Origin of the sequence: Caulobacter vibrioides (assembly GCF_002858865.1) — a bacterium.
In the GTDB taxonomy this organism is placed as follows: Bacteria; Pseudomonadota; Alphaproteobacteria; order Caulobacterales; family Caulobacteraceae; genus Caulobacter; species Caulobacter vibrioides.
This window is the reverse complement of the sequence record NZ_PJRR01000014.1, coordinates 200,060-213,544: the sequence shown is the minus strand read 5'-3', so window position 1 is coordinate 213,544 and position 13,485 is coordinate 200,060. Positions and strand designations below refer to the sequence as shown.

The following is a 13,485-nucleotide window of genomic DNA, read 5'->3' as shown; positions in this document are numbered from 1 at the left end:
TTGAAATAGAGCCCTTTTTATCCGATCTGATTGGTTCAATCAGATCGGAAAGGGCTCTAGCGAAGGGGGCCCACGCTGAGCGCCTGGGTCCCCTTCGCGATGCGCCGATCCGTCAGAGCACCAGATCGGCGGCGGTCTCCAGCGGCACGAACACCGGCTCGTCCTGGGCGATCGCTTCCGATCCCGCCTTGGTGGCGGCCAGGGGATCGTAGTTGCGCAGGTCGTGGAAGTTCATGCCGGTGGCGGCTTCCAGATCCCGGATCGCCACCTGGAAGGTGCGATAGGCGCCCAGGCGGAAGCCCTCCAACGCCTCGCTGCGCTGACGGTCCTCCAGCAACTTTCGGATCAGGTGCCCCTGGCTCAGCACATAGGCCGTGGCGTGCAGGGTGTCTTGGCCATCCTCGGTCTTGGCGGCCATCACCGCTACCTTCCAGAACTCGAGCGGAACGCGGACATCGCCCTCTTCGGGCAGATACTCGTAGTCGCCGTTCAGGATCGGCCCCGTGAAGACGCAGGCCTTGAAACCCTCGGTCCGGCTGTTGTCCAGGATGTAGTTCTCAAGGCCCTGCCAGAGGCTCTTGCCCTGGTTCAGCAGCGCGTGCTGCGGCGCGGCGTTGGTGTAGTGGAAGGTGTCGAAGTTGGCCTGGATCGCATTGTCGCCCCAGTTGGGATCCTCGCGACGGACCATGTGGCCGCGATCGATGGCCTGATCGCCGTAGTGCTTGGCGGTATACTGGCAGGCCGGGTCGATGCGCGCGTCCACGAACCACTTGTCGTCGCCGCGCTTGATGCGGACAGGCCGCTTGCCGTCGATATTGACCGCTGTGGCGGCCGGCAGCTTCAGGTCCTGCGAGAACAGCACGCCAAAATGGGTGTAGCGCAGCTCGTGAGGCCGGCCGGGCAGCGCATCGACCGGCTTGGCCAGCCCTGCGGCGATCTCGGGCGCCAGGGTCGGCCAGGGGACGGGCGGCGTCGTCTCGCCCAGGAAGCCGGGGACATAACCTTTGCGATCCTTCAGGTCGTCGGCCGTGTGCAGGCCGTCCTTGGCTTCGACAAAGGTCTCCTGCAACACCGCTCCGGCCACCGTCGTGCGTGAACCGAACACCAGGCGGCGCAGGGTGGCGGCCGAAACGGCGCTGTTGGCGATCCCGTACTGGCCCGCGAAGTGCAGGCCCACCGCCACGCGGCGCTCGAGGCTGAGCAGCACCGAGCCGGAATTGCCGCCCAGCGAGGTGCAATCGTGGCTGATGACGCCGCCCGAGTCCGCAGCGCGGGTCACACGCCCGGGCGCGAACCGCTTCACGTCGTAGAGGCCCCGGAAGTACCGCTCCATCGCCGTCACGTCGTTGCGCGTGTCGTAGGCGGGATAGCCGATCAGCGCCACCAGCTCGTCCAGGCCGGCCTCCTGGTCGGCCAGGGGGACGCTGTCGGGCCAAGCCCAGGCGGCGTTGAGCGGACGCTTGATGCGCAGCAGCGCGACATCGGCCCCGGTGTCGTCAGCCAGATACTCCACGGCCGTGGCCGAGGCGTTGCGCGCATCGGTGACCCGGGCGTCGACCTCCTCGTTGAAGTCGATGCTCGCGCCATAGCGAGCGCCGCTGTAGGGCGAGCGCAGGAACACGCCCCGGCCGTCGGCGCTGCGCTTGGCGACCAGCTTGGCGACGTGGCGGTTGGTGACGACCAGGGCGTCATCGGCGCCGCTGTCCACGACCCAGCCCGTTCCGCCCCAGGCCATCTCGTGGTTCACGAACTCGATCCGCCCCACCGAGGCGAGGGCGGGTTCCACCGCCTTGATCTGGCCGGTGATGGTGATGGGAAACTCTTCCAGCAGCGGCGGCTCGATGACGACCGCGTCGTTGCGCACGATCAGCGGCGGGCGGCCCGTCAGCCGGATGATCGCCTCCAGCGCCATGGGGTTCACGCCGACGCTTTCGAGCTTGCCGGGGCCGGCGTCCAAAGCGCGGGCCAGGGTCTCGGCGTCGAGAACAGGCGAGCGCAGGCCGAGCGCTCGCACGCTTTCCCCGCCATCCCTGGCCAGGCGTTCGGCGGCCTTGCCCAGACGCGGCAGCAGGCTTTCCAGCCGGCTGCGGCTCTCTTCCATCTTGTCGCTCATGATCGAAGCATCCCTTCGGGTTCGATAGCCAGGATCGCCAGGGGGGGGATGAAGGCGGCGGGGATCCAGCGCCGCATGAATTGCCAAGCCGCGCCCGAGGCCGCTTCGCGCGGCGCCGCCTCGGGCTGTTTCGCCAACTCGGCTCGCACCGCGTCGAGCTTGGCCGACCGGAGCACCCGCGCGACGCCGGCCTCGTCACCGGCCCAGCCGGCCAGCTGCGCGCGCGCGGCGTCGATGGGCGAAGGGGCTTCAAACAGGGCCGTCAGGCGGTCTTCGATCACGACATCCAGGCGCGTCGGCGCGCCGCGCCAGCCGGGGGAACGCCGCGCGTAGCGCCAGCGGCCGGCGGCGGCCGCGCGCCAGCGCTCGGCGCTGCGACCGATCAAGCGCAGGTCCGGATCGCGCAGCAACAGGCCGGCCGCCGAAAGCCATTCGGCGGTGAAGCCCAGCGCCGACAGGGCGCTTGCCGGATTGGCGCCGTCGAGACGCCCGGACGCAGCCTCGGGCAGCGCCGCCAGCTGATGTCGCAGCAGCCGCAAGAGCCCGCCCTCCCGGTCGCGCGGCAGCAGGCCTTCGGCAAGATCCCCGTAGGGCGAGAGGATGGCCAGGGTCCTGGCGTCGTCTGAGCGGGATGGGGCGGCGAGGGAGGATCCGCCGCCGCCGGCGATGCGCTGGCGTCGCTCGTGCGCGGTGGCCAGCGCACGGTTCAGGCCCTCCTGGGGCGCATCCGGCGTCCACATCGCCAGCACCGCCGCAGGCGGATTGGCGCGGTCGCCGAAGAGGCGGTCGGGGTCCAGCGCGAACGCCAGCGCGCCGAAGCCCAGATGGTTTCTGGAGGTGCGGATCAGCCGGGCCGCGCGCGCGGGCCGATCCTCGCCGTCTTGCCGGAACCAGCCCTGCAGATCGGCGAAGTTGAACTCGGCCTGCATTTCGAGGCGGACCAGGGTCGCTTCGGGCCAGGTGTCGAAAAGCGCGTGGTCCCAGGGCAAGGTCCAGGCGCGCTCGGCCGCCAGGCGCCGCGCCTCGGTCCAGCGACCGGTGCGCCAAAGCAGGGTCAGGGCCACGTCGGCGGTCGGGCTGGTCGGATCCAGCGCGGCGGGGCGGAAGACGCGCCCATAGAAATGGCTCGCCTCGGCCAAGTCGCCCTTGCTGATCAGCATGCGCAGTTCGTCGGCCGCAGCGGGCGAGACTTCGCCGCTGGGCGTGAGCGCGTCGCCGCGCCCCTCATAGCTGCGCTCGCCCCGCGCCCGTAGCAGAGCGTCGCGGGCCGCCTCGGGGAGCTCTTCGAGATCGGCGGATTGGAAGGCGACCCCCGCCGCCAGGTTCATCCCTTTCAGCGCGTCCGGTCCCGCCCAACGCGTAGCCTGCAGGCGGTGGTAGAGGCTCTCGGCGCCCGCCCACAGCTCGGGCCGTTCGGCGAACCAGCGCGCCGCGCGGCGATGCAACGCCCCAGTGCGGCGCGCGTGTTCATCATAGAGTTTGCCGGCCAGCCGCCGCCGAAGGTCGGGCTGGGGCGTGAGCCAGCCCTCCGTCTCTCCGGCGATCAGCCAGGTCTGGTCCTTGAGCTCGGCCCACAGCGCCGCAGCGGCGCCGGGGCTCAGGCGTTCGCCAAGGACGACCGGCGCCATCACCGCGCCAAGCAACTCGCTGTTGAAGCGGCGAAACAGGGGGATGAAGCGCGCCAGCTTGGCGTGGCGCCCACCCAGGCGCGCTTCCAGGCTGCGATAGAGGGTGATGGTCGCGCCGCCCTTGCCGGTGAGGCCGGCCTGGCCCTCGTCGCGGGCGAGCGTGGCCAACAGGCGGAGCTGCAGCGGATCGCCCTCGGCCAGCGCGATGACCTGGGTCCACAAGGCGGGCGGGACGTCGGCGGCGCTCAGCAGCCTTTCCGCCTCGGCGTCGGTCAGGCGATCCAGGTCCAGGGTTTCGGCCACCCGGTCAGCCACCGGCTCCAGCGCCCGCCCTCGGCCGGCGGCGACCACGACCAGCGGAACAAGAACCGCCCGCGCCAGCTGGTCCAGCCAGTCGAACAGTTGGCGAGGATGGGTTTCGCCTCGCCCGCGCAGCACCTCCAGGGTGTCCAGGACCATGACCAGCCGGCGCCCGGCGCTTTGCAGCTGGACCCCCAGCGCCTGGATCAGCGCATAGGGTATCCCGCTGCGGCCGCCGCCCTTCAACCGGATCTCCTGGGTGGTGGTGATCGCCTCCAGTCGCGCCTGGCGCAGATCGGCCGCAGCGCTGGGCAACTGGCTGGCGACCTGCCGCGCGACCTCCACGCTCAGGCCCAGCTGGTCCAGGACATCGAGACTGGCGCGATCAAAGTCCAGCCGCACCACGACGGTCTCGACGCCTTGCTGCGCCACCTGTCGCAAGACGTGCTCCAGCAGCGTCGATTTGCCGATCGCAGGCAGGCCGCTGACATACAGAGCCCGGACGCGGATAGGGTCCTGGTCCGGATTGCGGATCCAGTCGGTTAGGGTTTCCACCGCCTGCTCGCGGCCCTGGAAGCCGTCCGCCAGCAGCAGCTCGCCCCGGCGCGCCTGGTCAGTACGGTTCAGGGCGGCCTGGAGACGCGCCAGCAGGGCGGCCGCAGGCGCCAAGGCCCCGCTCCATTCCAGGGCGGTCGCCAGCCGTCGAAGTTCGGGTCCGGCGGCCGCCTCTTGGGCCTCGATCCTTTCAAGCATCCGCGCCATGGCCTTGGGCGAGAACGCGCCCTTGCCCAGCAGGGCATCCAGCAGGTCGGCGGTGGCCGGGTCCGCGCCCAGATCGCGCCGCCAGTCGATGGCCTTCCGCAGGCTCCCCTCATCGTTCAGGCGCTTGAGATCCCAGGCGCGTTCGCTGGCGCGCAGCAGCCATTGGCCGGTCGCGGAGACGTCGCAGACCGCGTCCAGGGCCGAGGAAACCGTGATCGCCAGGTCGATCGGCTCGACCGCGCCGGCGGCGCGCAACGCCTCGACCGGCGCGAACGGTCCCGATAGCGCGGCGTAGCGCCGGGCCAGCGTGATGAGGCCCTCAGCTTCGGCCTTCATCCCCGTCAATGACGGGGAGCCGACGTCCAGATCGGGCAGGGGCGTTTCGCTCATCGACCCGCCTCCTGCGTGTTACGCCAGTCGACCAGGCGCTCCGTCAGCCGGGCCGCGACCTCGACGCTGTGGGCGAGGTCGACATGGTCGTTCTGCGAGGGGATGCCGGCCAGCGCCGCATTGAGGATGAAGTCGACCCCAGTATCGCCCAGCGCCAGTCCCAGCGCCTCGTCCGCGCGCTGGATCAGCGTCTTGACCTCCTGTCGCGAGAAGTGGCCGACATATTCGATGACCAGACCCGGCGCGCCTGCGCCCGTGGCGGCCTCCGCATCGGAGAACTCGTCGCCGCCGGGCGTGCTGATGGTCTCGAAGCCCGCGATCACCAACCGCAGCGCGGGCTGTTTCAGGGCCGCGCTGACGAAGGCCTCGAACGCCATCCGTTCGCTGTCGATCAATCCCGCCGCCGGGTTCTCGAAGAAGACCCACAAAAGCCGGTCGGGGCCGCTGGCCTGGATCGCCTGGTCCAGGGCCAGCGCCAGTCTCCGGGCCTGATCGCCCACCGCCGCCTCGGGCGTGGTGTCGCCGGCGCGCATGCCGAAGGGGACGTCCTCGGCGGGGAGTTGAAGGCCCGCGTCGAGGGCCTTCTGGCGGATCGCGCCCAGCAGGTCCTGTTGCGCCTGATCGAAGCCGATGCGGATCAAGACGTGTCGCGACCGATCGCGGTCCAGCATCGTCTTCAGCAGCGTCGCCGAGAACGACAGGCCCGTCGTGCCGGCCGACGGGTTCATGCGCAGCACCCGCAGGCCCCGGACCCGCGCGCCCGGGCGCGAAGCCTCGGCCAAGCCCTCGAAGAAGAGGTCACGACCAATGACCAGCGGGCCCCGCAGATCATCGGTGAGCGACCAAAGGAAACTCGGCGCGATATCGGCGCGCACCTGGGTCACGAGCGGTTCGTGAAAGCGGGCCAGCGGCACCAGCCGGCGAGCGGGCGGCCAACGTCCCTGGTGAATGCCGATCAGCTCGTAATGGGTGTTGAGGCAGGCCGCGCCCGAGGACCCGCCGTCGCTGTCGCTGTCATGCTGGACGCGGGCCTGAATGCCGTTGATGGGCGTCACATGGCCCATCCCCCAGCCTCTGGCGTGACCGTCCGGGAAGTCCAGCACGAACAGGCCGGCCCATCTGCGCAGAGGAGGCGGCGCGTCCGGCACGCGCAGGAACTTGAAGCGCATGCCTTCGGGGCGGCGGAGCTTCAGCAGGGCGACGTCATGCCGGTCGGCGAACGCCGCGTCATTGGCCGGAAAGTGGCTGGCGAACTCCTCGGACGTGCAGGGCGACAAATAGCGTTGCACGTCGCTGACGCTGTATCGGAAGCCGTCCGCCAGGATCACGCTGATCTTCTCGCGGACGGGATCCACCGTGTCGGGGGCCCCGCTGGCGATCACATGCCAGGCGGTGAGAACGAGGCTGGGCCCGATCAGGCAGCCCGACCCGCTGATGTGGTCGCCCCGCACGATGCGGCAGGCCGCCTTGCCGATGCGCTCCAGGGCGCCGGGGTTCTGGATCCGCTGATCCTCGGGCGCGGCTTCGGGTTCCAGAACCGGACCGCACGCGATTCCGCGCGCGGCGAGCGCCAGCGCATAGGCCTCCAGCAGTTGGCGGTTCTCGAGCTGCAAGGCCAGAACCCCTTCGACCGACATGCCATGGAGTTGCGCCACGGGCTTGGCGGCCTCCAGGGTCACGGGCGCCTGATCGCCGAACTGGAGGGCCAGCAGCGCCTCTTCCGCGCGCACGGGGTCGGCCCGAATGGCGGCCTCGATGTCCTGTTTGCTGACCATCGCGCCCCCCAAGTTCGAGATTGAGCTTTAAGTTTAGATGATGCAACTATGAATTGTTTGTGGCGGTCGGCGCGCGCGGGCCTGGCCAGATCAGCCCTCGGTGAGAACCGAAGCCCAGATCGAGGAGACAGGTGATGCCGTTCGTACCCCTCAGTCCGTCGTCCGCAGGAGGCGAAGAAGCCCTTTCGCCCATGATGCCGCTGCCGCTGGTGGTCGCTGTGCTGGACAGCGAGGACGAGAAGGAGGGGCGGACGTGCGCGATCGTGGCCTTTGGCTTTCGCTACATCCATCCCGCCTCGGGCGCTCAGGTCGATGTGCCGGAGGGCTATGTGACGGATTTCGCCTCGATCCCCGCCCCCGTGCGCGGCCTCTTCCCGCCGTTTGGCCGGCACGCCAAGGCCGCGGTCCTGCACGACTGGCTGTACCTGATCGGCGAGCCCGGACAGCGCGCCTTCGCCGACCGCATCTTCCTCGACGCGATGGATGATCTGCGCGTCAGCCTGGTTCGTCGCTCGATCATGCACCGGGCCGTTCGCCTGGCGGGCGGTGGGGCCTACGCCAAGGAGGCGTCGACCTGGGCGCGCGCGTTCGGAAACTGGCGCACGGGGGACCGGCATACGCCGCCGTTCACGGCGGAAAGCCGCTATCAGGCCCATTGGCCGGTTCCGCCGCGCCCGGATTTCCGGCCCTAGAACGGCGGCGGTGATCGCGCGGGTCTGGGGAGGGTGATCAACGCTGACGGGGCGGAGCATGGGCGCGCGCCGGGTCAGGGTCACAGCGTCACGGTGATATCGCCGCTGTCGGCCAGGGCCTTGATCATCAGCGCCGCGCCGCACTGCTTGGAGATCGCCTCGGGATCGTAGACGTGATCGCGGACGAACTTGCCCTTCAGGTAGTGCGTCGAGAAGCTCCACAGATAGGGCGTGTTGATGCCCTGACGGCGCGATCCGAAACCGTTGTAGCGCTCCAGGCGATACAGCGTGGCGGGAAGGCTCCAGTCCGCAAGACCGGTCAGCTGTTGGCGGGTCAGGGCGTCGAGCGCGCTCTGCTCCCACGTGAACGGCGGCGACCCTGTCGCGGGCCGTCCGGCGGGAACCCTCACCGTGCGCGCCGACAGCGGGTCGCCGTTGTGCAGATGGGTGGTGAAGTCGAAGCTGCCTTCCAGGGCGTGGATGGCGCCGATCACGAACCAGGGAATCCGAGTCTGCTGGGCCAGGGGCTCGTAGCGCGACTTGAACGCCAGCAACTTCTTGCGATGCCACGCCACCTGGCCCGCCCATTCGGGGCGCGTCTGGCAGGTCTGGAAGAGACGACGATACGCGTCGGCCAGCGCCTCGAGCGTGAAGGTCTCGGCCGCCGCCGGAGGCGTCTGGGGCTCCGGCGCGGGGCGGGTCAGGGTCAGATAGCGGCTCAACAGGATCGAGGCCTGGTCGGCCACCGCCTGATCGGGGCTGTCCTTCAGGTCGGTCAGCCTTTGCAGCAACGGGGTCAGCTGGGTCAGCTGGTCTGCGGCGGCCGCGATCGCGGCGATCTCCACCTCGGGCCCGGCGCTGGTCAGCGCCACGGGCGGCGGCAGCGCGGTGACGCTGGAGAGCGCCCAGGGCCTTGGATCATCGTAGAGGGCCTTGATCGGCTGGACCGAGATATGGACGTGATGATCGTGCGGATTCTTGCCGCCATAGGGACGCCACGCCCAGGCCGCCTGGCCATCGCGCGGTTCGCTCGCACAGATCCGCCGGTTCCAGATGATGTACTTGATCCGGCTGTCGCGGCTGGCCCTGAGGGCCTCGGCGATCACGCCGGCGTCGCAGCCGGTTTGGGGGCTATGCGTGAAGTCGCGCGCGGTGACGATTCCCTTGCCGCCGTCCGTGACCCAGGGATTGTGGTCGCTGGCGCGCGTGCGATGCGCCGCGTCGCCGATGCCGCCGTCGCTGGCGATGCTGCGGTTGGGCGCCAGGGCGTTGATCCGCCGCCGCAGAACCTCGAGCGCCTCGGCCACCCGCCACGGCGGCGCGACGCCCTCCAGCCCCGCTGACGCCAGAGACTCCTCCCTCGCATCGGCCGGTGTGGCGTCTGGATCGGCATGGACGTCTTCGCAGAGGTCGACCGCCTGGTGGATGTTGGCTTCGATGTCCGTCATGCGTCCCGCCCGTGAATGGCCGCAACCATGACAAGAATGTGTCTGGAATAATCGGCTTGATTTCATAGCCGCTGGCGCGCCAAAGTGAAATAGCAACGTTCTTTGAATTGGGGCCGCAATGACCAGTTTTCGCGTGTTGGGCGACAAGGTCGTCACGAAGTCGGAATATCTGGACGATCTGCGGGCCAACCCGGATCGGCCGTCCGTCTTCGAGGGCCAGTTCCTGGAGGAGACCGTCGCGCCTCCGCAGGTCACGCAGTTCAGGCCGATCGGCATGGGCCTGCCCCTGACCATCCTGATCCGCGAGGTCTATACCGGCAAACACCCCAAGAAGGGCGTGCTGGGCGGGGGCGGCAAGGCGATGCTGGTCACCTCGGCGCTGAAGGGCTACGCCAGCTACGCGCCGGCCAGCCGGGCGGTGAACTTCGCCGAGCCGTCGATCTCGCCGCGCAAGACGATGATGGCGCCGTCGGCCGCCAATGCGGGCACCAACGTGGTGGCCTATTCGCCGGCGGTTCTGACCGAGCAGATGTTCTTCACCGTGGAGATGGCGTTCGATCGCTATCCCGAGGGGCTGTTGAACACGGTCTCGTCCGCCTTCACGGGCGCGGCCAACATTCCGCTGCTGTTGCCGGCGCGCGAGTTCCTGCTGGCGGCGGGAGGACTGATCAAGATCACCAACGAGTGGGCCGAAGCCCTCATCGACGGCCGCGCCGCGTTCAGCATGACCGACACCATCGACTTCGACGTCCCGGGCGTCGCGCCGACCAAGGCCGATTTCCGCGTGTTCGGATCCGACGCCCACCGCGACCTGACCTACAAGCCGGGCGTCGGCCTGGTGAGCAGCACAGGCACGCGTTACGACGGCGATGAGCCCTATGTCGTGGTCAGCCTCGACGGCGCCGAGCGCAAGTCGCTGGAGTCCTTTGCGCCGACCCTGGCCACCGCCGAACAGCTCAAGAAATTCCTCAACGCCCGCGATGGAACCGAGGCGTCGATCGAGTTCTTGCTGGAAGGGATCAAGCTGGCCAACGACATCACCTACCGCAAGGAGGCCCAGGAGCTTGCCGAGCAGCTCAAGACCGAGCCCGACGGCCCGGCCAAGGAGGCCAAGACCAAGCGCTTGGAGGCGGTGAAGAAGAACATCCTGAGTAAGGAGCTGCAGCTGACCTGACAGCGGCTGCGCCGTGACCGACGGGAAGGTCGGGATCACCCGCCGCCGGTCGCCGTCTCCCCAGGAACAGGATCGGCCAGGGCTTCGCGTACGGCGGGCTGGCGCGAGCGGCTGACCGGCAGGGGCGGGCCCTCGTTCAGGTGCAGTCGCCAGCGATCGCCGTCCCGTTCCAGCCGCTGCGCGTGCGTCAGATTGGCGATGACCGACCGGTGCACCCGCAGGAAGCTGACCGGCAACTGGGTCGTCAGGGCGTCCAGACGGGCGGCGTGCAGCAGGCTGCGTCCTCCGACCAGCCGCAGCTCGACATAGTCGTCGGCCCCGACCACGGAGAGGATCTCCGCCAAGGGCACCAGTTCGACGCCGCGCGCCGAGGCCACGGTCAGACGGTCGGGGCGGCGGACGGCCTGGGTCAGGGCGGCTTCGCGGCCCCGGTCGTCACGGCCCAGCCGGACCACCTCGACCATCAGCAGCGGCAGAACCAGGCCGGCGGCGAGCAGGAAATAGGAGAGATCGGCGAGCCATTCGGGGAAGGCGAGCGCCAGGGTCAGGAACAGCGCCAGATAAGCCAAGGTCAGCCGCGCGCCCGGCCGCCTGTCGCGCACGCCGACCAGCGCCGGCAAGGCGGCCAGCGCCACGCCCACGATCAGAGCCGACACCGTCTTGATGTCGAAGCCGGGCGCGAAGGCGGTGGCTGTAACCGCGACCAAGGCCACGCCGACCATCCGCCGGCTCGCCCGCGGCATGAAGCGAGTGGCGACATAGCCGACCAGCAGCACCGCGAAGGCGGCGGCCAGTCCCCAGATGGCGCTCATCCGCCAGGCGTGCAGCGGATAGGGGTAGTTGAACAGCGGTCGCAGGCTCTCGACGATGGCCTGCAGGGCGGCGACGGCGGCCATGGCGGCGAGGGCCAGGCTGGAGCCGGTGCGGCGTAGGGCGTGGATGACGCCGAACCCGAACGCCGCCGCCAGCAGGGCGCCGGTCGCCACGAAGGTGACCGCCAGCAGCGTGGCGCGCTGCGGATAGGGGGAGGGCAGGACGACCATGGCGCTCATGGGGCCGGCGAACCTCAGCCCCCCGTGGAAGGATGACAGGCGCAGAACCACGACGTTGGCGCCGGGGCGCCAGGTCGTCTCGCGGATCGGAAACACCGCCTGATAGCGTCCGGGGATCTCGTCCCCCGCGGTCGCGCCAGGACGGCCATTGGCCCCGAGGCTCTGGCCGTTGAGCCAGACCTCGGAGGAGGCGACCCCGGCCACATAGTAGGCGTACGGCCGGTCGTCCTTGGGCGCGCTGATCGTCGAACGGATCCACAGCTCCCGACCCTGGGGATCGACCACGCCCTGGATCGCCCGGCAGTCGCTCAGCACGGGTCCATCCGGTCCGATGGCGCCCCGGCAGGCCTGCCACGGCGAATCTTGCGCACGGGCCAGGGTTGCGAAGGCCATCATCAGGCCGGTGAGAAGCAGGAGTCGCCACATGTCACCCCTTCTAGGGCGCCGTTCGCCGAGATGCGCCGTCATTCGCCGATGACAGGGCGCCATTGACCGAAGCGGCGTGGCGAAGGGCGCGGCCAGGGTCTTGGGTGTGGCCATGACCCACACATCGCTTCATCGCCGCGCCTTGCTCGCCGCCGCCGGTCTCGCCGTTCCGGCCCTGGCCCTTCCGACCCTGGCGTTCGCCCAGACCCCCGCGCCGACGCAGGCCGGTCCCTTCCGCTTCAAGGGCTTCCAGGGCCGCGACACCGACGCCGAGCGCGGCTTCTTCGAGGTCCCCGAGGACCGCCGCGATCCCAGGTCGCGGAAGATCCGGCTCAGCTATGTGCGGTTCGCCTCGACGGCGGCCAAGCCGGGACCGCCGATCGTCTATCTGGCTGGAGGGCCGGGCGGCTTGGCGACACGCGCGCTGGCCGGACCGCGTTTTCCGATCATGATGGCCCTGCGCGAGGTGGCCGACGTCATCGCCTTCGACCAGCGGGGCACGGGCCTGTCCAACCACATTCCCGAGCGGCCCGTCTCGAAGGGCCCGCCGCCGGCGTTCACCCAGGCGGGACTGACCGCCTATTTCCGCGAGGACTTCCAGAACGCCTGGGCCGACTGGACCAAGGCCGGCATCGCCATGACCGGCTACAACACCGAACAGAACGCCGACGACATCGACGATCTTCGACGCCATCTGGGCGCGGACAAGGTCGATCTCTGGGGCATCAGCTATGGCACGCACCTGGCGCTGAGCATGCTCAAGCGACACGGCGACCGGGTGAGCCGCGTGGCGCTGGCCAGCCTTGAGGGACAGGACCAGACGGTCAAGCGCCCGGCGGCGGTCGACACCCTCCTGCGCCAGGTGGATGGCCTTCTGGCGGCCGATCCCGCCGTCCGCGCGGCGATCCCCGACCTGCCCGCCCTCATGCGCCGGGTGCACGCCAAGCTGGAAGCTGCGCCCGTGGCGATCACCGCCACCCTGAACGGCGCGCCCGTGACGTTGCGGATCGGGGGCTTCGCCATCCAGCTGATGACGGGCGGCCTGATCGCCAATCCCCAGACGCTGGTCATGCTGCCAGGGCTCTATCTGGCGCTCGACGCCGGCAGGACCGAGGTGCTGACGCGGTTCGCGAACGAGTTCGCCAACCTGCTGGGGATCGCCGGCATGCCCGAAGCCATGGATCTGGCGTCGGGGATCTCGCCGCGCCGGTTGGCCCAGGTGCGGCGGGAGGCCAAAACCGCTGTGCTGGGCGAGGCGCTCAACTTCCCGATGCCGCAGTTGCTGGGCGCGGTGCCGGGCGTCGACCTGGGCGAGGATTTCCGCGCGCCGCTGCGCATCGACCATCCGGCCCTGCTGCTGGCCGGCACGCTGGACGGCCGCACGCCGATGTCGGAGCAGGACGAGGTGGCGGCGCAGTTCCGTCGCAAGTCCCGGGTGATCGTCGAGAACGCCGGCCACAACGTCTTTGAGGCCCACCCCGAGGTCCAGGACCTGCTGGTTCGCTTCTTCCGTGGCGAGGCCGTTTCCGACACCCGCCTCAGCCTGCCGCCGCCGCGGTTCAGTCTGGCGTAACGGACCTGGCGCGTGACGCCAGCCACGTCTTGCCCCGCCTGACGGGCGACCTCCTGCGGCGACCTTGGGACTGTAGCACCGCTTTTGGCGCCCTTGGGCTGACTGGGTGAGCGCGATGCGGGCTCAGATTGTGATGTTGGTCTCGGGCTCCG

Annotated in this window: 8 protein-coding genes; 3 read left to right on the top strand and 5 right to left on the bottom strand. The window is 69.6% G+C overall.

Going from position 1 to position 13,485, the window contains the following annotated elements; genetic code table 11:
* Positions 1-112: 112 nt before the first annotated feature.
* From CVUC_RS10720 to CVUC_RS10710, 3 genes are read right to left on the bottom strand one after another with little or no spacing between them, the layout of a single operon-like run.
* Positions 113-2,113: a DNA/RNA non-specific endonuclease gene (locus CVUC_RS10720; RefSeq protein WP_233279802.1), complete on the bottom strand. Its 2,001-nt coding sequence runs from the start codon at positions 2,111-2,113 to the stop codon at positions 113-115.
* Complete coding sequence (locus tag CVUC_RS10715; protein WP_101685816.1) at positions 2,110-5,193, bottom strand: ATP-binding protein; 3,084 nt, start codon at positions 5,191-5,193, stop codon at positions 2,110-2,112. Before CVUC_RS10715 ends, CVUC_RS10720 begins: the two co-directional genes overlap by 4 nt.
* The gene (locus CVUC_RS10710) at positions 5,190-6,968 is read right to left on the bottom strand and encodes a trypsin-like serine peptidase (protein WP_096032449.1); all 1,779 of its coding nucleotides are present in this window, start codon (positions 6,966-6,968) and stop codon (positions 5,190-5,192) included. The genes CVUC_RS10715 and CVUC_RS10710 overlap by 4 nt, the downstream gene beginning before the upstream one ends.
* 134 nt (positions 6,969-7,102) lie before the next feature.
* Here CVUC_RS10710 and CVUC_RS10705 point away from each other — a divergent pair, with 134 nt between their 5' ends.
* Positions 7,103-7,660 carry a DUF1353 domain-containing protein gene (locus CVUC_RS10705; protein ID WP_024265566.1) on the top strand — a complete coding sequence of 186 codons (558 nt, stop codon included), beginning with the start codon at positions 7,103-7,105 and terminating at the stop codon, positions 7,658-7,660.
* 80 nt (positions 7,661-7,740) lie between these two features.
* Here the strand turns inward: CVUC_RS10705 and CVUC_RS19870 are convergent, their stop codons facing one another.
* Positions 7,741-9,108, bottom strand: coding sequence for a hypothetical protein (locus CVUC_RS19870; protein WP_164468057.1), 1,368 nt, complete (start codon positions 9,106-9,108; stop codon positions 7,741-7,743).
* Positions 9,109-9,226: 118 nt separating this feature from the next.
* On the opposite strand from CVUC_RS19870, the gene CVUC_RS10690 reads away from it, so the two are divergent.
* Positions 9,227-10,282 carry a hypothetical protein gene (locus CVUC_RS10690; protein ID WP_096032450.1) on the top strand — a complete coding sequence of 352 codons (1,056 nt, stop codon included), beginning with the start codon at positions 9,227-9,229 and terminating at the stop codon, positions 10,280-10,282.
* A gap of 35 nt (positions 10,283-10,317) precedes the next feature.
* Here CVUC_RS10690 and CVUC_RS10685 read toward each other — a convergent pair whose 3' ends face one another.
* Entirely contained in the window at positions 10,318-11,760 is a 1,443-nt protein-coding gene (locus CVUC_RS10685) for a LytR/AlgR family response regulator transcription factor (RefSeq protein ID WP_164468058.1), read from the bottom strand.
* Between the two features lie 76 nt (positions 11,761-11,836).
* Between CVUC_RS10685 and CVUC_RS10680 the strand changes: the two genes are divergently transcribed.
* Complete coding sequence (locus CVUC_RS10680) at positions 11,837-13,333, top strand: alpha/beta hydrolase (protein WP_096032451.1); 1,497 nt, start codon at positions 11,837-11,839, stop codon at positions 13,331-13,333.
* Positions 13,334-13,485: the final 152 nt, after the last annotated feature.